The organism is Pelagimonas varians, assembly GCF_003208435.1.
In the GTDB taxonomy this organism is placed as follows: domain Bacteria; phylum Pseudomonadota; class Alphaproteobacteria; order Rhodobacterales; family Rhodobacteraceae; genus Pelagimonas; species Pelagimonas varians.
Genome location: NZ_QKMF01000011.1, coordinates 1 through 23,098, shown reverse-complemented (window position 1 = coordinate 23,098; position 23,098 = coordinate 1). Strand labels below are relative to the sequence as shown.

Sequence of the window (23,098 nt, the reverse complement as noted above, 5' to 3'; positions counted from 1 at the left end):
ATCTTAGTTAGGGATGTCGGCGGTGATGCCTTCAACGTAGAAGTTCATGCCAGCCAAGGTGCCATCATCGGCGGTCTCTCCGTCTGCCAACCAATCGCTGCCGTCCTGCTTTTTCAGCGGGCCTGTGAAGGTATGATATTCACCCGATGCGATGCTGTCTTTCAGCGCCAGTGCGGATGCTTTGACCTCGGCCGGAACCGCATCGGAAATCTCGCCGATACCAACCATACCGGGCGCGATACCATCCCAGGTGTTGCCGCTGGTCCAAGTGCCGTCCATGACTGCGCCAACACGGTCCACATAGTATGGACCCCAGTTGTCGATGATCGACGACACACGAGGCATCGGGCCATAGTCTGCCATGTCAGAAGCCTGACCGAAGGTGATGACATTTCCGGCTTCTTTTGCAGCGGCCTGAGGCGCGGTGGAATCGGTGTGCTGCAAAACCACGTCAGCGCCGTTTTCGATCAAGGCGCGTGCGGCGTCTGCTTCTTTTGCGGGGTCAAACCAAGTGTAGGCCCAAACAACCGAAAACTCGACGTCGGGGTTCACTTCTTTGGCGTGGATATAGGCGGCGTTGATGCCACGAATAACCTCGGGAATCGGGAAGGAGGCGATATAGCCGATCTTGTTGGTCTTGGTCATGTTGCCAGCAATGTGGCCCTGAACGGCGCGGCCTTCGTAGAAACGGGCGCTATAGGTGGCAACGTTGTCTGCCTGCTTGTAGCCGGTTGCGTGCTCGAACTTCACGTTCGGGAACTTGGCGGCAACGGCCAGTGTCGGGTCCATGTAGCCAAAGGATGTGGTAAAGATGATGTCAGCACCGGCCAGCGCCATCTGCGTGATCGCGCGTTCAGCGTCGGCGCTTTCTGGCACGTTCTCTTGGTAGACGGTTTTAACTTTGTCACCATAAGCTTCTTCCACAGCCAAGCGGCCTTGGTTGTGCTCATATGTCCAGCCGCCATCACCAACGGGGCCGATAAAAATAAAGCCGGCCGTGACGGCATCGTCAGCCCAAGCAGCAGTCGAAACGATGGTTGCGGCGGCAACCGTGGCAAGCAGTGTTCTGCGGTTCATAGTGTTATCCCCATTGGTGGTTTTCGTGTTGGTTTCTTTTTCAGTGTCTTCGTTGGGCTGGATGCGCGGGCCTAGAGACCAGACCCGCGAGGAGCGCCTTACTCCTATTTTCAGGCGATACGGTATCGCAGGACCATTCCAACCGCCAGAGGTGATAAAACGGAGATCACATCTGGCGGCAGGCAATCTATCGTCAATTGGAGGCGTGAAACACCCGGCCGAGCGATGCCGGTGCGCCATGCGCCCCGCGGGCCGAAATGATCACAAGCACCAAGATGGTTATTAGATAGGGCGAAGCAGACAGCAGGGCGACCGGCACCTTGGCCCCCGCCGCTTGCAGGTTCAGCTGCAACACCGTTACGCCGCCAAACAGATACGCTCCGATCAAAATCCGCCAAGGACGCCAGCTGGCAAACACAACAATCGCAAGGGCGATCCAGCCTGCGCCTGCTGTCATGCCTTCGGTCCATTGCGGGACACGAACGAGGCTAAGGTAAGCGCCGCCAAGGCCCGCACAAGCCCCGCCAAAAAGAATGGCGATCATGCGGACACGAACCACTTTGTACCCGAGTGCATGGGCGCTGTCGTGGCTTTCGCCAACCGCCCGCAGGATCAATCCGCCGCGTGTGAATTTGAGAAATGCCCAGACAGCGGCCACCAGCAAGATGCTGACATAGACCATGATATCATGGGAAAACACCATTTTTCCAACGCCGGGAATGTCTGACAACGGCCCAAGGTCAAGCTTGGGCAATGTGGGGGATTTCATCCCCTCATAGGGTTTGCCGATCAATGCCGACAGGCCAAGCCCAGCAAGGGTCAGGCCAAGGCCGGTGGCGACCTGATTGGACAGAAGGTGCTGTGTCAGGAACCCGAAGGCGAGGCTGAGCACCGCGCCAGCAACAGCCGCTGCAACAAAGCCGACCAAGGGGGATTCCGTGTTCACGGCCACGGCAAATCCGACCACTGCACCGGTGATCATCATGCCCTCGACCCCGAGGTTCAGAACGCCGGATTTTTCCACCACCAATTCGCCAATAGCTGCGAACAAAATGGGGGTTGCCGATACCATGATCGAGGCGACCAAAAGAACGGGAGAGATTGAAGATAGGTCCATCACACGGCCTCCTTTTTGGTCAGTCGCAGGCGGTAGTTGGTAAAGACGTCAGTTGCCAACAAGAAGAACAGCAGCATGCCTTGGAACAGTTGTATCGCCGCACCGGGAAGCCCCAGCATAAGCTGCGCCAATTCGCCGCCAATATAGGTAAGCGCCATCAAAAGACCCGCGAGCAAGATGCCAATGGGGTTCAAGCGGCCCAAGAACGCGACGATGATGGCCGTAAAGCCATAACCCGCGTTGAAATCAATGCTGACCTGCCCGGCTGGGCCAGTGGCTTCGAACATGCCTGCCATTCCGGCCAATGCGCCAGAGATACCAAGGCACAAAATCACAATCCGCGTTGGGTTGACGCCTGCGAAACGGGCCGCGCGGGGGGCTTCGCCAGTGAGGCGGATGTTAAACCCCTGAATATGGCGGCTCATCAGGACATAGGCGGCGATGACAGCAATAAAGGCTGCAACGACACCCCAATGCATACCGGTTCCTGTGATCAATTCAGAGTTAAAGGCGGCGTCCCATTCCTTGAAGTTTCGCGATCCGGGAAACCCCATGCCGTCAGGGTTGCGCAGCAATCCCGAAGCGACGGAGGCCAATATGGTTTCGGCCACATAGACCAACATCAAGGACACAAGGATTTCATTGGTGCCCAGCTTGGTTTTCAAAATCGCCGGGATCATCGCCCAAGCCCAGCCGCCAAGTGCGCCCGCAATCAGCATCAGCGGAAAGATCAAAACGCTGTCGGACGGGTAGAAAGCCAAACCTGCCCCCGCGCCGCATATTGCGCCCATGATATACTGGCCTTCGGCCCCGATGTTCCAGATGCCTGCCTTGAACCCGATAGACAGGCCAATGGCGATCAAGATCAGTGGGCCGGCTTTGACCAACAGTTGCGGACGGGTGAATCCCGAGAATTGTTCGCTAAAGATCGGGTCCCAAAAAATCGTTCGGATCGCTTCAAACGGGTTTGCCCCGAGAATGGCGAACAAAATGCCGCCAACAAGCATTGTCAGTGCCACCGCCAAAAGCGGGGAAAGGGCCGTCCATTCGCGCGACGGCTGCGGGCGTTTTTCAAGACGCAACATGTGCTGTCTCCATATCGTGGGCTCCGCCCAGCATCAGACCAATCTGTTCCATATCAAGGCCCTGTACGGGGCGCGGTTGTGACAGACGCCCTTCGTTGAGCGCTGCGAAACAGTCTGAAATTTCCATGAGTTCATCAAGGTCTTGGCTGATTACCAAGATTGCCGCGCCGCCATGCGCCAAATCCAGCAAAGCCTGCCGGATCGAGGCCGCAGCGGCGGCGTCGACGCCCCACGTCGGTTGATTGATGACCAGCAATTCAGGCTTTTGCACGATTTCGCGGCCAACCACGTATTTTTGCAGATTGCCGCCCGAAAGGGCGCGTGCGGCGACGTTTGGTCCGGGTGTGCGGACATCGAATTTCTCGATGACGTCTTCGGCAAACCTGCGCGACTTGCCCCAATCAATAAAGCCGTTTTGGACCAGACCGGCCCGTTTGCCAGCGGTCAAAACTCCGTTTTCGGTCAGGCTCATATCAGGTGCCGCTGCATGTCCAAGCCGTTCTTCGGGTGCGGATAAAAGGCCGGGCAGTCTGCGCTGCCCTGCGCCTTGGCGGCTGACGTCATTGCCTTGGAATGTCACCATGCCGGGGTCTGACAGACGTTCGCCTGACAGGGCCATCAGCAGTTCATCCTGACCGTTGCCTGCGACCCCACCAATCCCCAAAACTTCGCCTTTACGCAGCTCAAACGAGATGTCGCGCAGGGGTGTCCCGATCCCGTCCAGCGCTGGCAGTTCGAGGTTTTGGACCTTGAGCACGACTTCACCCAGTTGCACATCGCGGGCCTTTGGGGTGGCAAAGCTGCTGCCGACCATCAATTCAGCCAGTTCGCGTGCCGAGGTTTCGGATGGCGTACAATCCCCGACTTTTTGGCCGTGGCGCAGAATGGTGGCATGATCGCAAAGTGACCGGATTTCTTCGAGCTTGTGTGAGATATATAGGATCGAAGTGCCTTCGGACTTCAACTTGCGCAGGGTTTCAAACAAGATTTCTACCTCTTGCGGGGTCAAAACACTGGTGGGTTCGTCCATGATCAAAAGCCGCGGATCTTGTAGCAGACAGCGAATGATTTCGACCCGTTGCCGTTCACCCGCTGATAGGCTGCTAACATCACGCGCGGGATCCAGGGGCAAACCATACTGCTCCGAGACATCACGGATGCGGGCCGCCAGATCGCGCGGCTTGGGCGGGTTTTCCATCCCCAAAGCGACGTTTTCAGCCACCGAAAGCGCATCAAACAAGGAAAAATGCTGGAATACCATTGCCACGCCGGCTTGGCGCGCCACCGACGGTTTGGGCGGCGCGAAACTGGCCCCGTCAAGCGTCATGGTCCCCCGATCGGGGGCCACAAGCCCGTAAATCATCTTTACCAGTGTTGATTTTCCAGCGCCATTTTCACCAAGCAAGGCATGAATTTCGCCCTTGCCGATGTCAAACGTCACGTTGTCATTGGCCACAACGCCCGGATAGGCCTTGGTCAGGCCTTGAATGCTGAGGAGTGTGTCGTCCACGCGGTCTCTCCTTTGGTGTCAAGCGTAAGTAGCTGCGCGGCCACGCCTATAGCAATGGCCTGCGGATGTTTGCCCAGGTCTTTGCGACCAATAGGGCAGGTGATGCTTTCTATTTGATCAATGCCATGGCCCAAAACCGCCAAGCGTTTGCGAAAGCGGGTCCATTTGGTGTCCGAGCCGATCAACCCGGCGAAGGCAAAACCCCGTACAAGGGCGGCATGGCACAGCTGAAAATCCAGCTCGTGGCTGTAGGTCAGAATTAAGTGCAAAGCAGTTTTTGGAGCATGGGCCATCAAACGCGGCGGATCGGCGGCGGGCAGTTTGGTGACGCCGTTCGGTATTGCGTCTGGAAACCGGTCGGATGCGGTGTCGATCCATGTGATGGCAGTGTCCGGCATCGGGGTCAGAACGTCAACCATCGCGCGGCCAACATGGCCTGCGCCCCAAATCCAGATATCGCGTGTGGGGCGTAAAACTGGCTCAATCATCCAGCCTTGGATTAACTGCGGGTCGGGCTGCTTGCCTTGGGCACGCGCCTGATCCAGAACCCGTCTAACAGCCAAAGGCATGTCGCTAGCGCCGCGCGTAATGATGTCTTGGCCCGTAAGACAGGCCAAGGTTTCGGGGGTATAGAGTTCGGTCAAAAGCGTTACCGATCCCCCGCAGCATTGCCCCAATTCAGGGCCAAGCGAATGGCGGCTGAGGCCCAAGCGCGTGAGCGCATGTTGGGCTGTTTGATACTCCAATGCTCCGCCGCCAATTGTGCCGCTTTGGCCACCCTGCCAAACCAGCATGGCTGCGCCAACTTCGCGCGGGGAAGAACCCGCGACATCGGCAATGACAACGCGCGCAACGGTGCCATGCTGTTCGACCGCCCGTTGCAGGCCGTTTAGATCAAATCCCATCGCGCACCTTTTGCACGGCTTTCAGGATCCGTTCAGGCGTGGCCGGTGCGTTCAGGTCGGCGTAGATGTCTCCGCATGCGCCAACCGCATCGGACAGGGCCATCAAGACCGCGATCCCCAGCATGAACGGCGGCTCGCCCACGGCCTTTGACCGGTAAATCGTGTCCTCGGTGTTTTGGCCATCCCAAAGCGAGACGTTGAAAATATCGGGCCGGTCCGAACAGGCCGGAATTTTGTAGGTAGACGGTGCATGGGTGCGCAAACGGCCCTTGTCATCCCAGATAAGTTCTTCGGTGGTGAGCCAGCCTGCGCCTTGCACAAAACCGCCCTCGACCTGACCGATATCCAGAACCGGGTTCAGCGATGCCCCCGCATCATGGATGATGTCGGTGCGCAAAATCCGGTTTTCACCGGTCAGCGTGTCGATCACCACCTCGCTGCAAGCCGCGCCATAGGCAAAGTAAAAGAACGGTCGGCCTTGGCCGGTTTCAGGGTTCCATTCCAGCTTGGGGGTTTTGTAAAAGCCGGTGGCAGACAGGCTGATGCGGCTTTCGTAGCAGCGCTTTGCGGCCTCGGCGAAGGGGATTGCACTGCCGTCTACGACAACCGATCCGCCTTCGAACTGGACGTTCTTGCCCAAATGGGTGGCCATTCGGTCGCGGATGGTGTCACAGGCTGCCTTGACCGCCATCCCGTTGAGATCGGAACCGCTGGAGGCGGCGGTGGCAGATGTGTTCGGCACTTTTCCAGTGTCGGTCGCGGTGATTTTGATCGTCTCTATAGGGACGCCAAACCGGCTGGCCGCAACCTGCGCCACTTTTTGAAACAGCCCTTGGCCCATTTCGGTGCCGCCATGATTCAATTGGATCGATCCATCTTGGTAGACATGGACCAAGGCCCCAGCCTGATTGAGATGGGTCAGCGTGAAGGAAATCCCGAATTTCACCGGCGTCAGCGCAATCCCCCGTTTCAAAACGGGGTTGGTTTCATTCCACTGCGCTGCGGCCTCGCGGCGGATGCTGTAATCGCATTGATCAGCCAGTTTCGTGACCAATTCATCCAGCACAAAATCATCAACCTCTTGCCCGTAGGGGGTTGAGGTTCTGCCGGACTGCGTTTCGGGGGTGTCGTAGAAATTGACGCGCCGGACTGCCAGTGGGTCTTGTCCAAGAGTGTGGGCAATATGGTCCATCACTCGTTCTATACCCAACATACCCTGCGGTCCGCCAAATCCGCGAAAGGCGGTGGCGCTTTGGGTGTTGGTTTTTAGCCGGTGGCTTTCGATCCGCACGTTGGGCAGGAAATAGGCGTTGTCGGTGTGCAGCATCGCCCGGTCGGCCACTGGAAACGACAGGTCCTGTGCCCAACCGCAGCGGGCCAGTTGCAGGAATTCGGCCCCTTCTATGCGGCCCGATTCATCGGTGCCAACGCGGTAGCGGATCTGGAAATCATGGCGTTTACCGGTGATGGTGAAATCATCGTCGCGGTCATAGCGCATTTTGGCAGGGCGTCCGGTGGCCGCGGCAACAACGGCGCAGGATATGGCCAGTGCATTGCCTTGACTTTCTTTGCCGCCAAAGCCGCCACCCATGCGCCGGGTTTCGACCTGAACGGCGTGCATCGGGATATCCAACGCATGGGCCACTTTGTGCTGGATTTCGCTGGGATGCTGGGTCGAGGAATGCACCAGCATATCGCCACCATCTTGCGGCATCACCATCGCTGCCTGACTTTCGAGATAAAAGTGTTCCTGCCCGCCCATATCGAGCACACCTTCGATGACATGCGCAGCGGCATATATGGCCGGTGCTGCAGTGCCGCGTTCCCATATTCGCGGAGCGTCGCCAAATTGACTGCCTGCCAAATAAGCGTCTTCGATTGTCAAAAGGGCAGGTTCTGGTGAGTATTCGATCTGCCCCAAACGCGCGGCATGACGGGCCGCAGTATGCGATGTTGCGGCGACCAGAAACACCGGTTGTCCCAAGTAATGAATTTGGCCGTCCGAAAGCAGCGGTTCGTCATGCACGGACGGAGAGCAATCGCAATCGGTCGGCAGGTCACCCGCCAGCCAAACCGACGTCACTCCGGGCGCGGCGCGTACGGCATCAAGGTTGATCGACTGGATGCTGCCGCAGGCGATATCGGACAAGCCAAAGGCCAGATGCAAGCAATCCGCCGGCACGGGGATGTCGTCAACATAGCGTGCAGTTCCAGTGACATGCAGCTTGGCGGAATCGTGGGGCAGGGGTTTGGTCACGCTCATGGTTTCACCTCAAGCACGCTTGTCGCGGCCCCCATGTCATCCAGAAAATAGCGCGACAGTAAGTTACGCGCCGAGGTCAGGCGGTAGTCGGCGCTTGCCCGCATATCGCTCATGGGGGCGAAATCTTGCTCCCAAGCATCCCATGATCTGGCGATGATGTCTTCGGTCCACGGCTGGCCGGTGAGCGCCTGTTCGACATGCGCTGCACGTTTGGGCGTGCCGGCCATACCGCCAAACGCGATGCGGGCATTTGTGATGGTGCCGTCCGAGACCGTGATATCAAAAGCCCCGCATACCGCTGAAATATCTTGGTCAAACCGCTTGGACAGTTTGTAGACGCGCAGCCGGTCTGGTTGGCGCGGTATCGAAACCGCTTCGACAAATTCGCCGGGTTGCCGGTCTTGTTTGCCATATTCAATGTAGAAGTCTTCGATTGGAAGAAAGCGGCGGGTGTCGCCTTGTCTTAGGTGCAGCGTGGCCCCGAGCGCGATCAAGGCAGGCGGGTTGTCGCCAATGGGGGAGCCGTTGGCGACATTGCCGCCGATGGTGGCGGCATTGCGCACTTGGGTGGATCCATAGCGCCGGATCATTTCGGCGTAAGACGGGTGGTGATCCGCCATCAAAGATAAAACACGGTCCATCGTCACACCCGCGCCGATGCGGATACTGTCCTCTGAGACATCGATGTGTTGCATGTCGCGGCATCGGTTCAGGAATATGGCTGGTGCAATCGGACGGAATTGCTTGGTCACCCAAAGGCCGACGTCCGTTGCCCCTGCGATCAGGGTTGCATCTGGTGTTTTCAGGTACAGGTCTGCCAAGTCATCACTGGAGGTGGGCGAGGAAACCGGGGGAGGGGGGCTGTCTGCCCCCCGGCCTTCGGCCCCCCCCGAGGATATTGGGGGACAGAAGAAATCTGGGTCGGTTTCCGGGTAGGTGATTTTCGGGGATTCCTGGGCGGAAATGGCGGCGCGAATGATGGGGGCGTATCCTGTGCACCGGCATAAATTGCCAGCCAGAGCATCGTCGTGTTCGGTGTCGCCATTCAAATGCGCCACGGCCATCGAGACCGCAATGCCCGGTGTACAAAAGCCACATTGGCTTCCGTGGTGGGTGATAAGAGCGTCTTGGACCGGATGCAAACCGCCATTTGTCGCCAAACCTTCGACGGTGCGAATGGCTTTGCCATGCAGTTGGGGCAACAAAAGGATGCAAGCGTTTAGGGCCTTGGAGCTGCCTGTTTCAGTGACCATCACTGTGCAGGCCCCGCAATCGCCCTCATTGCACCCTTCTTTGGTGCCTTTCAGTCCGCGTGTGTCACGCAGCCAGTTGAGGAGAGTTGTCTCGGGAGAAACATTGGTCAGCTCCACGCTCTCTCCGTTCAGAAGAAAGGTGATATTCATGGGTTTTTGCCTGCCGCGTTACCATGTCCACTGCCTTTGGTTTTCCCAATAGGTCAGAGTGCGTGCCCTCGATGCGGCGTAGAAAACACGCGAAGTCCCTGTTGTAAGAGCCACGCTATGGGGCGGATGGGCGCTTTGGCAAGGAAAAATGCACATTTTGCTGGCAGGTATTAGGGGAGCGCCTTATTTTGCGGCAAGGTGGATTACCGGTTTGCCCCCGGTGGCCCTGCGGCCCTATTGTGCGCCTATGTCAGATCCTCGATTCATCCACCTGCGCGTCCATACCGAATATTCTCTTCTTGAAGGGGCCATTCGGCTGAAAAAATTACCCGGTATCTGTGCGGACATGGGGATGCCAGCCGTCGCCGTGACCGATACCAATAATCTGTTTGCAGCGCTGGAGTTTGCTGTGGGGGCCAGCGGTGCCGGAGTGCAGCCGATCATGGGCTGCCAGGTTGATTTCCGCCATGCCGAACCAGCTCAGGGGGAACGGCCATCCTCGCCCGCTCCGCTGGTTTTACTGGCGCAAACAGAAACCGGATACGAGCATTTGATGAAGCTTAATTCGTGTTTGTATATGCGCGAAGGTAGCGAGCTGCCGTATATCACCCCTGACCAGCTTGAGATGCATTGCGAAGATGTGATCTGCTTGACGGGTGGACCAAACGGGCCGGTGGGCAAGTTGCTGCAAATGGGCAATCGTACAGCGGCCGAGGCCTTGATGCAGCGTTTGCATGCAGCCTTTGGCGATCGTTTGTATGTCGAACTGCAGCGCCATCCCGGTGAGGATGGCATGCCGCAGGAATCCGAAGCATTGACGGAACGCGGCTTTGTCGAAATGGCCTATGCGATGGATCTGCCCTTGGTGGCGACCAACGATGTCTATTTCCCAAAGACAGAAATGTATGAGGCCCATGATGCGATGATCTGCATCGCCGAAGGGGCTTATGTTGACCAGATTGAACCGCGCCGCCGTTTGACGCCTCAGCACTATATGAAAACGCCCCAGGAAATGGCTGTGCTGTTTGCCGATCTGCCCGAGGCCTTGGAAAACACAATTGAAATCGCGCAGCGCTGCGCCTTTATGGCCTATCGCCGCGATCCGATTTTGCCGAAGTTCGCGGATGACGAAGTGGCCGAACTGCGCCGCATCGCCAACGAAGGTCTGCAAAAGCGCCTTGCCGTGATCCCGCATGCGGACACGGTTGAAAAATATCAGGAACGTTTGGATTTCGAACTGGGCATCATCGAAGGCATGGGGTTTCCCGGCTATTTCTTGATCGTTGCCGATTTTATCCAATGGGCCAAAGACAATGACATTCCTGTCGGGCCCGGACGGGGGTCCGGTGCGGGCAGTCTGGTAGCCTACGCTTTGACTGTGACCGACCTTGATCCTTTGCGCTACAACCTGTTGTTTGAACGGTTTTTGAATCCAGAACGGGTTTCGATGCCGGATTTCGACATCGACTTTTGCATGGATCGCCGCGAAGAGGTGATCCGCTATGTGCAGCAAAAATATGGCCGCGACAAAGTCGGGCAGATCATCACATTTGGTGCGCTTTTGTCCAAGGCGGCGGTACGCGACATGGGGCGCGTTTTACAGATGCCTTATGGTCAGGTGGATCGCCTGTCGAAAATGATCCCCGTTGAGGGGGTCAAACCGGTTTCGATCGAACAGGCCCTTCAGCAAGAGGAACGCCTGCGTGATGAAGCCAAGAACGAAGAGGTGGTCGACCGGCTGTTGAAATACGGCATGCAAGTCGAGGGGCTTTTGCGGTCGGCGGGGACCCACGCGGCGGGCGTTGTGATTGCAGACCGCCCGACAGATGAATTGGTGCCGCTGTACCGTGATCCGCGTTCTGACATGCCTGCAACCCAGTTCAATATGAAGTGGGTCGAACAGGCCGGTTTGGTGAAGTTCGACTTTTTGGGTCTGAAAACCCTGACCGTTATCCAAAATGCGATGGACCAGATTTTTCAGTCCGGTCGGCCTTTGCACGTCAAGGCGGATGGCACCCAACTATATGAGCCGGCCGAAGGGGCGCAAAACCAGATCAACGCAATTCCGCTGGACGATGAAGCCACCTACAAACTCTATTCTGCTGCAAAAACGGTCGCAGTGTTTCAGGTTGAAAGCTCGGGCATGATGGACGCCCTCAAGCGGATGAAACCGACCTGTATCGAAGATATCGTTGCACTTGTGGCGCTGTATCGTCCCGGCCCGATGGAGAATATACCGACCTATTGCGAGGTAAAGAACGGGCTGAAAGAGATCCAGTCGGTACACCCGCTGATCGACCATATTCTTGAGGAAACGCAAGGGATTATCGTTTACCAAGAACAGGTTATGCAGATCGCTCAGGTGATGGCGAAATACACGCTTGGCGGCGCAGACTTGCTGCGCCGCGCCATGGGTAAAAAGATCAAAGAGGCGATGGACGCAGAACGTCCGAAGTTTGAAAAGGGGGCCGGTGAAAACGGTGTGCCTGCCAAAAAGGCGTCAGAGGTTTTCGATCTTCTTGAGAAATTCGCCAACTACGGGTTCAACAAATCCCACGCGGCGGCCTATGCGGTGGTATCCTACCAAACGGGCTGGCTAAAGGCGAACCATCCGGTGGAATTCATGGCGGGTGTCATGAACTGCGATATCCACCTGACGGACAAACTGGCGGTGTACTTCGAAGAGGTCCGTAAGGGGTTGAAGCTGCCCTATGTGCCGCCGTGTGTGAACCGGTCTTTGTCGACGTTCAATGTGTTGAATGGCGAATTGGTTTATGCGCTGGGCGCGCTGAAAAACGTTGGGATCGAGGCGATGAACCTTGTGACCGAAGGGCGCGGAGATCAGCCCTTTGTGACGCTGTTCGATCTGGCGCGCCGGGTCGATTTGAAACGTGTTGGCAAACGCCCGATGGAGATGCTGGCCCGGGCTGGTGCCTTTGATGTGCTTGATGGCAACCGGCGGCGGGTGTTTGACAGTTTGGACGCGCTTGTTGCCTATTCATCTGCGATTCACGAACAGCGTGCATCGGCGCAGGTGTCCTTGTTTGGTGAGGCAGGGGATGATCTGCCAGAGCCGCGGTTGTCGCCGGTTCCTGATTGGTTGCCCGCCGAACGATTGGCTGAGGAGTTCAAGGCGATTGGGTTCTATCTATCCGGCCATCCCCTAGATGACTACATGGCGGCATTGAAGCGGTCGGATGTTTTGACGCTGGACGAGGTGATGGTCAAAGCTGAACGGGCACCTTTGGTTGCGAAATTGGGTGGGGTCGTTGCTGGGCGGCAAGAGCGCAAGTCGGCGCGCGGCAACAGGTTTGCCTTTGCGCAGCTCAGCGATCCGACAGGAGCCTACGAAGTGACGATTTTCTCGGAGGCGCTCGAAAAATCGCGGGAATTCTTGGACACTGGCTCCAAGGTTGTGATCACTGTCGAAGCAACCATGGAATCCGATCAGTTGAAATTGCTATGCCGCGGCGTGACGCCGGTGGAACAGGCCGTTTCAAGCAACACCATCGCGGGTATGCGAATTTTCGTCGAAAATTCAATGGCGCTGTCGCAAATTGCATCGGTTTTGGGGCGTGCGGCAGAACAAATGCCCAAAGCGCCGCGTGGTCCGGTTCATGTGTGCCTTAGCGATCACGGTTTGCCCGGTGAGGTTGAGCTGGACCTGAAACAAGCCTTTCCGGTCACGCCGGAAACCAAGGGTGCGGTCAAATCTTTGGACGGGGTTTTGGCGGTCGAGGAATTCTAAAAACGCGGTTTTTTGCCGTGATTTCGGGCTGAACAATAGACCGCCCCTTGCCTATGCGTTAAGAGGCGCTGTGGATAAAAGGGGGGTGTGCATGCACCGGATCATTCTCTCACTGTCTTTGGTGGCGGTTGTTGCTGGCTGTGCAGATCCTTTGCGGGACGTGCCCAAACTGCAAGACATGGACATTGATGCCAGCGCCGGACAGGTCGATGCCTTGGCCGATCCTGCCGGTGGGGATCTGTCAGATGTGCCTGTTCCAGACCTGCCACAGCGCACTGTTGCTCAGGAAAAGCCGCGCGGCGGCTTGCTTGGATTTCTTGGCCGCAAGGCCGATGCGGTGACGGATGACGCACCGCAGGGTGATCTTGTCGATCTTGTAGATGGGCAAAACCCGGAAATATCGTCGGAAGTTACGGCGCAAGCCGAGGCGGCGCGGGTTGCGGGGCGTGCAGATAGTTTTCAGGCGGATACGGATACCCCGATTGTGCTGGCTGCATTGGCGCTGGAAGATGCACCTGCCCCTAAAAAGAAACGTGGCCTTTTGGGGCTAGGCCTAGGTGGCACAGGCGGCAAAACCAAATCCGGGCGGGCTCCAAAGCTTGGCGATCCTGACTATGAACAAGTAAAGGCTGGCACGACGTTGCCATATGGCCGGTTGGCGCGGTTGTGCGGTGTGTCCAAAGCGCAATTAGGACGTAAATCCGGCAGTTGGCCTGAAAGAGGCCGCGGCTACACACTTTATGACAGCGCGCCGGGGTCTGTCGCGCAGCGGACGTTTTACCTGACCGGCTTCGACGATGGCTGCGCCCGCCAGTTTACGGCTGCTTTGGTTATGTTTGCGTCTCCCGAAACTTACGAAGCGGTACACTACGGCACATCCGGCAAGACACTACCGGTCTCTGACACCGATCAGGCCTATGAAAAGATCAAATCCAAGGTCTGCCGCGTCAAGGCTGGCAAACCTTGCGGATCAAGCATGAAGAAGCTGTCCAAAGACACAGTTTTTGTCACGGTCTATGAGCGTTTCGGCGGTAGCCCGCGCTGGAAAAACCTTTTGCTGCATGATGGGGAAGTCGCCGCACTGGATATCAAAGGCTGAGTTCTCGGGCCAAGACTGGTGCGATTTGACGCCAGATTACCAATGCGGCGGGCGTTCATCGCCCAATATAACGCCGCCGCCACCTTGGGATTCGCGCTGTGCTTCTCGGGTCATCAGCATCATCACACGGTCTGACAATTGCGAAATTTCGCGATCTTGGCGCGCCACTGTGTCTGACAGCTCGTCCACTGTGCGTATCAGATGCGCAATGCGCTCTTCCATTTCGATGTTATTGCTGGCCATGACCCGTTCCTTTGTCTTGTGACCAGATAGGCACCACATCATTTGATGGCAAGCGAAACAAGCGGGTCGCTTGCCCCGAGCAATCCAAGCGGGTAGAGGGGGCACGACGGATTTTCAAGCCGGAAGAGACCATGGCCAAAGTTAAAAAAGCTCCCCGCCCCAAGGCACAAACGCCCAAGGGATTCCGCGATTATTTCGGCACCGAGGTGACCGAACGCGCAGACATGCTCAAAACGATTGCCGAGGTCTACCATCAATACGGTTTTGATGCGCTGGAAAGCTCGGGTGTTGAAACAGTCGAGGCATTGGGCAAGTTCCTGCCAGACGTGGATCGCCCCAACGAAGGTGTGTTCGCTTGGCAAGACGAAGATGATGCCTGGATGGCGCTGCGCTATGATCTGACCGCGCCTTTGGCCCGCGTTTATGCGCAATATCGTAATGATCTGCCGCTGCCTTACCGCCGCTATGCGATGGGGCCGGTTTGGCGCAATGAAAAGCCCGGACCCGGCCGCTATCGCCAGTTCTATCAATGCGATGCGGACACTGTGGGATCAGCGAACGTTGCGGCCGATGCCGAGATCTGTGCGATGTTGTCGGATACGCTTGAACGTGTTGGAATTCCGCGCGGCGACTATCTGGTGCGTGTCAACAACCGCAAAGTTCTGAACGGTGTGCTGGAAACCATGGGCTTGTCCGATGACGCTCAACGTGACGCGGTTTTGCGTACCATCGACAAATTTGACAAGGTTGGCGAAGCAGGCGTGCGCGAATTGCTCGGCAAGGGGCGCTTGGACGCCTCGGGGGCCTATATCGACGGTGTCGGTCTGTCAGTGGATCAGGCGGAGCCGGTTGTGGCTTTCCTGACCTCCAAAAGCAGTGATGTTGCTAAAACCTTTGCCAATCTGCGCGATGCTATCGGGGCCAGCACAATTGGTGCCGAAGGCGTGGGCGAGCTGGAAAAGATCGGAGATCTTTTGGCGGTGCAGGGCTATAACGCAGACCGGATCGAGATCGACCCAAGCGTGGTGCGCGGGCTGGGGTACTACACCGGTCCTGTGTTCGAGGCTGAACTGACTTTTGAAATCCTTGATGAAAAGGGTCGCAAGCGCCAGTTCGGGTCTGTTGCGGGCGGCGGTCGATATGACGATCTTGTCAAACGGTTCACCGGTCAGGCTGTGCCTGCTACGGGTGTATCTATTGGTGTTGACCGCCTGTTGGCAGCGCTGCGCGAAAAGGGCCGGATTGGCGGCACAGTCCAAGGACCTGTTGTCGTCACTGTTATGGATAAGGACCGGATGGCCGACTACCAAACGATGGTGGCCGAATTGCGCAATGCCGGTATCCGCGCCGAAGTGTATCTGGGCAATCCCAAGAATTTTGGCAACCAGCTGAAATATGCAGACAAACGCGAAAGCCCGATTGCAGTGATCGAAGGCGGCGATGAACATGCCAATGGTATGGTGCAAATCAAGGATTTGATCCTTGGTGCGAAAATTGCCGAAAATGCGACGCTCGAAGAATGGAAAGAGCGCCCTTCGCAATATGAGGTTCCTCGTGACCAATTGGTTGCCAAAGTGCGCGAAATTCTGGACTTGAACCCATGAGCCTGACCAAGATTAAAGCCAAAGCCACCGCGCTACAGGCCGAATTCGTGGCGGCTGGTGCGCAGGTTGTGGAATGCCACATCTTGCAGCCTGCTGGCACCTTCCTTGATCTGTATGGCGAAGATATTCGAACTCGGGCCTATGTGTCTTCTGATCCGGAGCGCGGTGAGGTGATGATGCGCCCGGATTTCACCGTTCCGGTTGTGCAAATGCATATGGACGGCGGGGCCGATCCGGCCCGCTATACCTACTGCGGGCCGGTTTTTCGCCGCCAAGAAGATCACCCTGATCGGGCCTCGGAATACTACCAAGTCGGCTATGAAGTATTTGATCGCACAGACCCGGAGGCAGCTGACGCCGAGGTGTTTTCGCTGTTTTCAAAAGTGCTTGCACCCTACGCGTTGCGGGCAGTGACCGGCGACATCGGAATTTTAACGGCGGCAGTGGCCGGATTGGCAACTTCGGACCGCCGGAAAACCGCGTTGATGCGCCATATCTGGCGGCCGCGTCGGTTCAGGTCTTTGTTGGATCGGTTTTCCGGACGCACGCCTGTGCCCCCGTCGCGCGCTGCGCTGTTGGCGGCTGCCAACCCTATGGCAACGGCTGGGCCAATGATGGGGCTACGCTCAGAGGCCGAAATTGAGGCCCGTGTTCAGGCTCTGAGGGCGGATGCAGCCGAACCACGCCTGAGCAAAGCGCAAGTTGAGTTGCTGGAAAGCATCCTCAAAGTGTCAGAGACCTGCGTCTTCGCTGTTGAGCAATTGCGCGATATTGCTGTCGATCTACCCGCTATTTCGGGGGCTGTTGAACGATTTGCCCGGCGCTGCGAGGCATTGGATGCACGCGGTGTTGATGTCGAGGCATTGGAATTCGAAGCCAGTTTTGGCCGAACATCGATGGAATATTATGACGGGTTTGTCTTTGGGTTTTTGACCCCCGATCCAAATGTGCCAGCAATTGCATCGGGTGGTCGCTATGATGCGTTGACCCAGAGGCTTGGCAATGGATCTGAAATTCCGGCGGTTGGCGGCGTTGTGCGCCCCGGTCTGCTATATGATCTGGAGGCCTCGGTATGACCATCAAACTGGGTGTTCCGTCCAAAGGGCGGTTGATGGAGAAGACCTTTGACTGGTTCGGGGAACGCGGCGTAACCTTGGCGCGGACCGGATCGGATCGGGAATATGCAGGCGCGGTGGACGGCGTGGACGGCATTGAGCTGGTCTTGCTTTCAGCGGGCGAAATCCCGCGTGAACTGGCGGCTGGGCGCATCAATTTGGGGGTCACCGGCACGGACCTTGTGCAAGAAAAGCTGGTGCAATGGGATCAAAAAGTAGAACCACTGGCCGAGCTGGGCTTTGGTCATGCGGATCTGATCCTTGCGGTTCCCAACTGCTGGGTGGATGTGAATACGCTGGATGATCTGGACGCAGCTGCTGCGGCCTTTCGGACAGAGCACGGATTTCGTATGCGCATCGCGACCAAGTATCACCGGTTGGTGCGCAACTATCTGCATCGGGCCGGGGTTGCCGATTATCAATTGGTGGACAGCCAAGGCGCAACAGAGGGCACAGTCAAAAACCTGACTGCCGAAGCCGTCGCAGACATCACGTCAAGCGGCGAGACATTGCGTGCGAACCATCTGAAGATTTTGGAAGAAGAGCCGGTTTTGCGGTCTCAGGCAACGTTGTTTCGCAGTCGAAACGCGCGGCTTGATGCAAGTGACCGCGCAGCACTTACAGCACTGCGCGATCTTTTGGCGGTGTAACCAAATCCCTGTGCAAAAGGTTTGGCTGCGCCGATTTATTCGTCTGGGTTGGCTGGAACGGTGTCAAAATCCGCAGCGCTGTGCCGTTCGTGCAATTGTTCGTGCGGCTCACCGAAGGTGCGGTTCACAATGCGGCCGCGTTTAACGGCTGGTCGTGCGCCCACCTCTTGCGCCCAACGCAGCACGTTTTTGTAGGATTCGACCTGCAAGAATTCGGCGGCATTGTACTGACGCCCCAAAACCAGATTGCCATACCAAGGCCAAATTGCGATATCCGCGATGGTATATTCGTCACCCGTGATAAAGCGGCGGTCGGCAAGGTTGCGGTCCAACACGTCCAATTGGCGCTTCACTTCCATCGCAAAGCGGTCGATCGGATATTCCATGGGGTAGGGGGCGTAGGCATAGAAATGACCAAAACCGCCACCTAAATAAGGCGCACTGCCCATCTGCCACATCAGCCAAGACAGCAATTCCGCACGGTCTTCGGGTTTGCCCTGAAAGGCATCAAATTTTTCGGCCAAATGCATCAGAATTGCACCGGATTCAAAGATGCGAACGGGCGCATCGCCGGAGTAATCCAGCAAGGCAGGGATTTTTGAGTTCGGGTTTACGTCAACAAAACCGGAACCAAACTGGTCGCCATCGCCGATTTTGATCAACCATGCGTCATATTCAGCGTCATGACCGGCTTCCAGAAGCTCTTCGAGCATCACGGTGACTTTGACACCATTGGGGGTCGCAAGGCTGTACAGTTGCAAGGGGTGCTCGCCGCGCGGCAACTCTTTGTCATGGGTTGCGCCAGCAATTGGCCGGTTTAGCGACGCCCACTGGCCACCATTTTCTTTTTCCCAAGTCCAAACCTTTGGCGGCGTGTATTCTTCGGTCATTGCAGTTTCCCTTTTCCTTTGAGCGCTAACGTAACTCTTGCTGCACGGATTGCTAGAGTGGGTGGCAAAAGCAATGGGCAATGCACAGGGCATGTGCTTTTGTGCGCAAATGACACTGTCACCCGAAACCAAAACATCAGAGCAGGTGAAACCCTTGGCGATCGTCTTGGGTGCGGCTGTATGGGCTGGCGGGGTGCCATCGCCGACGTTGCGGCGGCGCGCAGCGCATGCGGCAAGCCTATGGCACTGCGGGGATGTGTCGGGCATCGTTGCGTCGGGCGGGGTCGGAAAAAGTCCCCCCTCCGAAGCGCAGGCGATTGTTGATATTTGTCAGGGCCTTGGTGTTGCGGCAACAGATCTGATCCTTGAAGATCAGTCACATACAACCGAAGAGAACCTCTTGTTTTCCAGCCGCAAACTGCATGAACGAGGTGCCAGATCAGCAATTATTGTCACAGATACATACCATGCCCCGCGCGCTTTGCTGGTTGCGCGGCGGGTCGGGTTGCAGGCCCGCGCCAGTTGCCCGGCGCAACGTGGCACCAGCCTGTACCGCTTGGGCAAATCTTGGCTGCGCGAAATCCCTGCATTTCTTTGGTATTTGGTTACAGGAAAAGGGCGCAGCCAATAAGCTGGGCGGTCAGCGGGTGACTGTCACGTTGACATAGCGGCCCTGATTGCCGGTGCCATAGATGCGGACGAACACCGTCGCCCCTCCGCGTACCAGATTGCGTGCCGCAGCTGGCTCAATTGAACCGTTCATGATCATGCGCTCCATGATGCCGCGGTTTTCAATGCTGCCAAAGAACGGGTCCCATTCGTCCCCCCCTTGGCTGATGCCAAACCGGTGATAATTGGCGCGATCCTGACGCAAAATCTGCCAAGGCTCCGATAGGCGGGCCCCTTTGGAATTATACAGGTCATCCTGACCGATATAGGCGACATAGCTGCCGATCAACTGATCCGCCTGCGCGACGGTCGCGGCAAAAGCCAGCGTTGCGGCTAATATAAAACGTTTCATCCCTGTCTCCAATGTTGTTCGAAAGCGCCGTTTCCTGCGCTAAGTATATGGCGAGAGAAAAAACATTTCCTTGACGGGGCGCAAAGCTGTGAAAAGTTACAGGACGCCGATTTCAGCCAAAGCACCAGCCAGTTCGGCAGGTAGCGGTTCTTCGGTTCGGGCGGCATTCGAAAGATCCGGCGGCGCGTCCGCTGCGGTTAGATAGCGCCAGCCTTGAAAGGGGCGGCGTTGGACGTTGGCGGTGCGGATCAGCTCGGGGTCCAAGATTATGGCACAGCGATTGATGCCGTCTTCGCCGGTGACCTTGTCCAAACGAAGTATCCGTTGCCGGCACTGAATGACGCCCTTGATCACCCAATAGATTGATCCGCCTGCCAAAATCTCGTCTTCCCGGCGGGGCCACATTCGGGTGACATGCCGAGGTAAACCGTCGGGGCGTTCCGCAGCGCGCATCTGCTGCCACGTCGCAAGGCTTTCGACGCTGTCGGTGCCAACGCTCAGTTTGATGAGATGTGTGATTTTATCCACAGATTCTTCCCCAGTTTTCGCAGGATATGGTATATCACTGGTCTGCGTCTTCAAGCTGTTGCGTTGCTTACTCTAAGATATGCCTTTATCCGAACGATATGCTTGGGTATGAAAATGTCCTGCCCAACTAGAAAGAGATTCGCTGCCATGACCCGATTTGCTGCCCCAATCGCCGAACAGATCTGGGACATGAAATACCGCCTGAAAGAGGCAGACGGAACGCCAATCGACCAAAGCGTCGAAGACAGCTGGCGCCGGATTGCCCGTTCTTTGGCAGAGGTCGAAGCAGAACCCAAAGTCTGGGAAGATAAATTCTACGGCGCACTGGAAGATTTCAAATTCCTGCCAGCCGGCCGCATAACCGCAGGCGCGGGTACTGCGCGGTCCGTGACGTTGTTCAACTGTTTTGTGATGGGCACGGTCCCTGACCAGATGGGCGGAATTTTCGACATGTTGCGCGAAGCGGCGCTGACAATGCAGCAAGGTGGCGGCATTGGCTATGACTTCTCGACCATCCGGCCCAAAGGGGCCCCCGTGGCGGGTGTTGCGGCAGATGCCTCTGGCCCACTGAGCTTTATGGATGTTTGGGACGCGATGTGCCGCACGATTATGTCTGCCGGATCGCGACGCGGCGCAATGATGGCAACCATGCGATGCGACCATCCCGACATCGAAGATTTCATCGCCGCCAAATCTGACAGCGCCCGTTTGCGGATGTTCAACCTGTCCGTTTTGATCACCGATGATTTCATGGCCGCAGTCAAAGCGAACGGCAGCTGGGAATTGAAATTCGGCGACCGTGTTTATCACACTGTCGAAGCCCGCGATCTTTGGAACAAGATCATGCGTGCCACCTATGATTATGCTGAACCGGGCGTTATTTTCATCGACCGGATCAACAAGGCCAACAACCTGAGCTATGTTGAAACCATTGCCGCAACCAACCCTTGCGGCGAGCAACCTTTGCCGCCCTATGGTGCCTGTTTGCTGGGATCGATCAATATGGCGCGTCTGGTTGATCGTCCGTTCGAAGACGGTGCTGATCTGGACGAAGAGCTGCTGGATGATTTGGTCGCCACTGCCGTGCGCATGATGGACAATGTTGTCGACGCGTCGCGGTTCCCACTCGAAGAGCAGCGGATCGAAGCGCAAAACAAGCGCCGGATCGGCTTGGGTGTGACTGGATTGGCGGATGCCTTGCTTATGGTTGGACAGCGCTATGGCTCTGAGGAGGCGGCGCGTCAAACCGAGGACTGGCTGAAACGGATCGCCCGCGCCGCATATCTGGCGTCGGTGCATTTGGCCAAGGAAAAAGGGGCCTTTCCTTTGTTCGAGGCCGAACCATACTTGGAAAGCGGCACCATGCGCGCAATGGATGAGGACGTTCGGGATGCGATCCGCGAAAACGGCATTCGCAACGCGCTGCTGACTTCTATCGCCCCAACCGGCACCATCTCGCTTTATGCGGGCAATGTCTCGAGCGGAATCGAGCCGGTTTTTGCCTACAGCTACACCCGCAAAGTTCTGCAAAAAGACGGCACACGCACCGAAGAAGAAGTTATCGATTACGCCGTGCAAATGTGGCGTGAAAAATTTGGTGATAAAGAGCTGCCGGACCACTTTGTCAATGCGCAGACACTGGCACCGCTGGATCACGTGCGTATGCAGGCCGCAGCACAAAAGTGGATCGATAGTTCGATCTCCAAGACGATCAACTGTCCCGAAGATATCTCGTTCGATGATTTCCAAAGCGTGTATTTGGAAGCCTATGAAACCGGATGCAAAGGGTGTACCACCTATCGCCCGAACGATGTGACCGGATCTGTTTTGTCCGTCTCTGAAAGCACCGAAAAAGCGCCGTCGGACAGCCCGAAAATGGCGAAAGATGCCGGTGCCGAAGTGGTCTATATGTCTGAGCCGCTTGACCGTCCGCAGTCACTGGAAGGCGCGACTTACAAGCTTAAGTGGCCAGACAGTGAACATGCGATCTATCTGACCATCAATGACGTGATTGTAAGCGGTCATCGCCGTCCGTTCGAAGTTTTCATCAATTCAAAGAACATGGAACATTTCGCTTGGACTGTGGCATTGACGCGGATGATCTCGGCTGTGTTCCGCCGCGGTGGCGACGTGAGCTTTGTTGTCGAAGAGCTGAAGGCAGTGTTTGACCCACGCGGCGGCGCATGGGTGCAGGGCAAGTACATTCCTTCAATTCTTGCAGCGATTGGCGGCGTGATCGAAAAGCACATGGTGTTGACGGGCTTCTTGGAAGGCGAAGGCATGGGGTTAAAAACCGACCCGCAGGCCGATGTCGTCAATATATCGTCTGCCCCCCGAGGCAAAGCTTGCCCATCGTGCGGACAGTTTGACCTACGAATGGTTGAGGGATGTATGACATGCGCGTCGTGCGGTCACTCTAAGTGCGGATGATGGGCCACTAAACTCGGAGTCTGTATTCTGACTACCAATTAGTGGCCACCGGCCGGGTCAGAATAGCCAATTTGCAAGCATAAGAAGTCTATCGGGCGGAAACGCCCGATTTTCTTGCTTTTACCCCCTGAAGGATAATGCCCGAGGTTCGACTCTGTCCCAAGGGATATGGTGCGGCAGGAATGGCATCCAAAACCGAATTTTAAGAAATTCCCGTCCAGTTTGGAATTCTCCAGAGCAGGGGCAAGCTCATTGCTCGGCTTTGTTGCACAAATCGGATGAAAGGCGAGCTTCCCCTTTCCTCATCCGGATTTCGCCTACAGGCTCAGTGACTGGTATGCCCAAAGCGGTGTAGCGGTTAAGGACTGCGATGCGGATTTGCACTTCCGCGACTTGCCGCTCAAAGTCTC

The 23,098-nt window shown here is 56.7% G+C and carries 18 protein-coding genes and 1 pseudogene; 7 read left to right on the top strand and 12 right to left on the bottom strand.

The features are described from left to right. Positions 1-3: 3 nt before the first annotated feature. The 7 genes from C8N36_RS14560 to xdhA form a co-directional block, all read right to left on the bottom strand. The gene (locus tag C8N36_RS14560) at positions 4-1,077 is read right to left on the bottom strand and encodes a BMP family ABC transporter substrate-binding protein (RefSeq protein WP_097805429.1); all 1,074 of its coding nucleotides are present in this window, start codon (positions 1,075-1,077) and stop codon (positions 4-6) included. A 193-nt stretch (positions 1,078-1,270) separates the two neighbouring features. Beyond that, the gene (locus C8N36_RS14555; protein WP_176527102.1) at positions 1,271-2,194 is read right to left on the bottom strand and encodes an ABC transporter permease; all 924 of its coding nucleotides are present in this window, start codon (positions 2,192-2,194) and stop codon (positions 1,271-1,273) included. Beyond that, entirely contained in the window at positions 2,194-3,279 is a 1,086-nt protein-coding gene (locus tag C8N36_RS14550) for an ABC transporter permease (protein ID WP_097805428.1), read from the bottom strand. The genes C8N36_RS14555 and C8N36_RS14550 overlap by 1 nt, the downstream gene beginning before the upstream one ends. Further along, positions 3,266-4,789, bottom strand: a complete 1,524-nt coding sequence (locus C8N36_RS14545) for an ABC transporter ATP-binding protein (RefSeq protein ID WP_097805427.1) — start codon at positions 4,787-4,789, stop codon at positions 3,266-3,268. The genes C8N36_RS14550 and C8N36_RS14545 overlap by 14 nt, the downstream gene beginning before the upstream one ends. Further along, positions 4,756-5,694: a xanthine dehydrogenase accessory protein XdhC gene (gene xdhC / locus C8N36_RS14540; RefSeq protein ID WP_097805426.1), complete on the bottom strand. Its 939-nt coding sequence runs from the start codon at positions 5,692-5,694 to the stop codon at positions 4,756-4,758. Before xdhC ends, C8N36_RS14545 begins: the two co-directional genes overlap by 34 nt. Continuing rightward, the gene (xdhB, locus tag C8N36_RS14535) at positions 5,684-7,957 is read right to left on the bottom strand and encodes a xanthine dehydrogenase molybdopterin binding subunit (RefSeq protein WP_097805425.1); all 2,274 of its coding nucleotides are present in this window, start codon (positions 7,955-7,957) and stop codon (positions 5,684-5,686) included. The genes xdhC and xdhB overlap by 11 nt, the downstream gene beginning before the upstream one ends. Continuing rightward, on the bottom strand, positions 7,954-9,360 hold the full coding sequence (xdhA, locus tag C8N36_RS14530; protein ID WP_097805424.1) for a xanthine dehydrogenase small subunit: 1,407 nt from the start codon (positions 9,358-9,360) through the stop codon (positions 7,954-7,956). The genes xdhB and xdhA overlap by 4 nt, the downstream gene beginning before the upstream one ends. 247 nt (positions 9,361-9,607) lie before the next feature. On the opposite strand from xdhA, the gene dnaE reads away from it, so the two are divergent. Both dnaE and C8N36_RS14520 read left to right on the top strand, forming a co-directional pair. Further along, positions 9,608-13,108 carry a DNA polymerase III subunit alpha gene (gene dnaE, locus C8N36_RS14525; protein WP_097805546.1) on the top strand — a complete coding sequence of 1,167 codons (3,501 nt, stop codon included), beginning with the start codon at positions 9,608-9,610 and terminating at the stop codon, positions 13,106-13,108. 91 nt (positions 13,109-13,199) lie between these two features. Beyond that, positions 13,200-14,207 carry a hypothetical protein gene (locus C8N36_RS14520; protein ID WP_097805423.1) on the top strand — a complete coding sequence of 336 codons (1,008 nt, stop codon included), beginning with the start codon at positions 13,200-13,202 and terminating at the stop codon, positions 14,205-14,207. A gap of 36 nt (positions 14,208-14,243) precedes the next feature. On the opposite strand, the gene C8N36_RS14515 is transcribed toward C8N36_RS14520, so the two are convergent. Next, on the bottom strand, positions 14,244-14,450 hold the full coding sequence (locus C8N36_RS14515) for a SlyX family protein (RefSeq protein WP_097805422.1): 207 nt from the start codon (positions 14,448-14,450) through the stop codon (positions 14,244-14,246). A 131-nt stretch (positions 14,451-14,581) separates the two neighbouring features. Here C8N36_RS14515 and hisS point away from each other — a divergent pair, with 131 nt between their 5' ends. The 3 genes from hisS to hisG are packed head-to-tail and all read left to right on the top strand — an operon-like array spanning position 14,582 to position 17,819. Then, complete coding sequence (hisS, locus tag C8N36_RS14510; protein ID WP_097805421.1) at positions 14,582-16,054, top strand: histidine--tRNA ligase; 1,473 nt, start codon at positions 14,582-14,584, stop codon at positions 16,052-16,054. After that, on the top strand, positions 16,051-17,130 hold the full coding sequence (locus tag C8N36_RS14505) for an ATP phosphoribosyltransferase regulatory subunit (protein ID WP_097805420.1): 1,080 nt from the start codon (positions 16,051-16,053) through the stop codon (positions 17,128-17,130). Before hisS ends, C8N36_RS14505 begins: the two co-directional genes overlap by 4 nt. Then, complete coding sequence (hisG, locus tag C8N36_RS14500; RefSeq protein WP_097805419.1) at positions 17,127-17,819, top strand: ATP phosphoribosyltransferase; 693 nt, start codon at positions 17,127-17,129, stop codon at positions 17,817-17,819. Before C8N36_RS14505 ends, hisG begins: the two co-directional genes overlap by 4 nt. Positions 17,820-17,854: 35 nt before the next feature. Here hisG and yghU read toward each other — a convergent pair whose 3' ends face one another. Next, entirely contained in the window at positions 17,855-18,709 is an 855-nt protein-coding gene (gene yghU, locus C8N36_RS14495) for a glutathione-dependent disulfide-bond oxidoreductase (RefSeq protein WP_097805418.1), read from the bottom strand. Positions 18,710-18,782: 73 nt separating this feature from the next. Between yghU and C8N36_RS14490 the strand changes: the two genes are divergently transcribed. After that, complete coding sequence (locus C8N36_RS14490; RefSeq protein ID WP_245910841.1) at positions 18,783-19,340, top strand: YdcF family protein; 558 nt, start codon at positions 18,783-18,785, stop codon at positions 19,338-19,340. 9 nt (positions 19,341-19,349) lie between these two features. Here the strand turns inward: C8N36_RS14490 and C8N36_RS14485 are convergent, their stop codons facing one another. Both C8N36_RS14485 and C8N36_RS14480 read right to left on the bottom strand, forming a co-directional pair. Further along, the gene (locus C8N36_RS14485) at positions 19,350-19,730 is read right to left on the bottom strand and encodes a hypothetical protein (protein ID WP_097805417.1); all 381 of its coding nucleotides are present in this window, start codon (positions 19,728-19,730) and stop codon (positions 19,350-19,352) included. Between the two features lie 96 nt (positions 19,731-19,826). Further along, on the bottom strand, positions 19,827-20,258 hold the full coding sequence (locus C8N36_RS14480) for a DUF1489 family protein (RefSeq protein WP_097805416.1): 432 nt from the start codon (positions 20,256-20,258) through the stop codon (positions 19,827-19,829). A gap of 147 nt (positions 20,259-20,405) precedes the next feature. Here C8N36_RS14480 and C8N36_RS14475 point away from each other — a divergent pair, with 147 nt between their 5' ends. After that, the gene (locus tag C8N36_RS14475; RefSeq protein WP_097805415.1) at positions 20,406-22,688 is read left to right on the top strand and encodes an adenosylcobalamin-dependent ribonucleoside-diphosphate reductase; all 2,283 of its coding nucleotides are present in this window, start codon (positions 20,406-20,408) and stop codon (positions 22,686-22,688) included. 249 nt (positions 22,689-22,937) lie between these two features. On the opposite strand, the pseudogene C8N36_RS14470 reads toward C8N36_RS14475, so the two are convergent. Further along, positions 22,938-23,098, bottom strand: a pseudogene (locus tag C8N36_RS14470) (IS5/IS1182 family transposase); the annotation flags it as partial.

What these genes read in the sequence shown, in the direction of transcription:
- hisS (WP_097805421.1), top strand. Translation starts at nt 14,582, where the DNA reads ATGGCCAAAGTTAAAAAAGCTCCCCGCCCCAAGGCACAAACGCCCAAG.
- C8N36_RS14475 (WP_097805415.1), top strand. Translation starts at nt 20,406, where the DNA reads ATGACCCGATTTGCTGCCCCAATCGCCGAACAGATCTGGGACATGAAA.
- yghU (WP_097805418.1), bottom strand. Translation starts at nt 18,709, where the DNA reads ATGACCGAAGAATACACGCCGCCAAAGGTTTGGACTTGGGAAAAAGAA.
- C8N36_RS14555 (WP_176527102.1), bottom strand. Translation starts at nt 2,194, where the DNA reads ATGGACCTATCTTCAATCTCTCCCGTTCTTTTGGTCGCCTCGATCATG.
- xdhA (WP_097805424.1), bottom strand. Translation starts at nt 9,360, where the DNA reads ATGAATATCACCTTTCTTCTGAACGGAGAGAGCGTGGAGCTGACCAAT.
- C8N36_RS14515 (WP_097805422.1), bottom strand. Translation starts at nt 14,450, where the DNA reads ATGGCCAGCAATAACATCGAAATGGAAGAGCGCATTGCGCATCTGATA.
- dnaE (WP_097805546.1), top strand. Translation starts at nt 9,608, where the DNA reads ATGTCAGATCCTCGATTCATCCACCTGCGCGTCCATACCGAATATTCT.
- C8N36_RS14520 (WP_097805423.1), top strand. Translation starts at nt 13,200, where the DNA reads ATGCACCGGATCATTCTCTCACTGTCTTTGGTGGCGGTTGTTGCTGGC.
- xdhB (WP_097805425.1), bottom strand. Translation starts at nt 7,957, where the DNA reads ATGAGCGTGACCAAACCCCTGCCCCACGATTCCGCCAAGCTGCATGTC.
- C8N36_RS14485 (WP_097805417.1), bottom strand. Translation starts at nt 19,730, where the DNA reads ATGAAACGTTTTATATTAGCCGCAACGCTGGCTTTTGCCGCGACCGTC.
- C8N36_RS14560 (WP_097805429.1), bottom strand. Translation starts at nt 1,077, where the DNA reads ATGAACCGCAGAACACTGCTTGCCACGGTTGCCGCCGCAACCATCGTT.
- C8N36_RS14490 (WP_245910841.1), top strand. Translation starts at nt 18,783, where the DNA reads ATGGGCAATGCACAGGGCATGTGCTTTTGTGCGCAAATGACACTGTCA.
- hisG (WP_097805419.1), top strand. Translation starts at nt 17,127, where the DNA reads ATGACCATCAAACTGGGTGTTCCGTCCAAAGGGCGGTTGATGGAGAAG.
- C8N36_RS14505 (WP_097805420.1), top strand. Translation starts at nt 16,051, where the DNA reads ATGAGCCTGACCAAGATTAAAGCCAAAGCCACCGCGCTACAGGCCGAA.
- C8N36_RS14550 (WP_097805428.1), bottom strand. Translation starts at nt 3,279, where the DNA reads ATGTTGCGTCTTGAAAAACGCCCGCAGCCGTCGCGCGAATGGACGGCC.
- xdhC (WP_097805426.1), bottom strand. Translation starts at nt 5,694, where the DNA reads ATGGGATTTGATCTAAACGGCCTGCAACGGGCGGTCGAACAGCATGGC.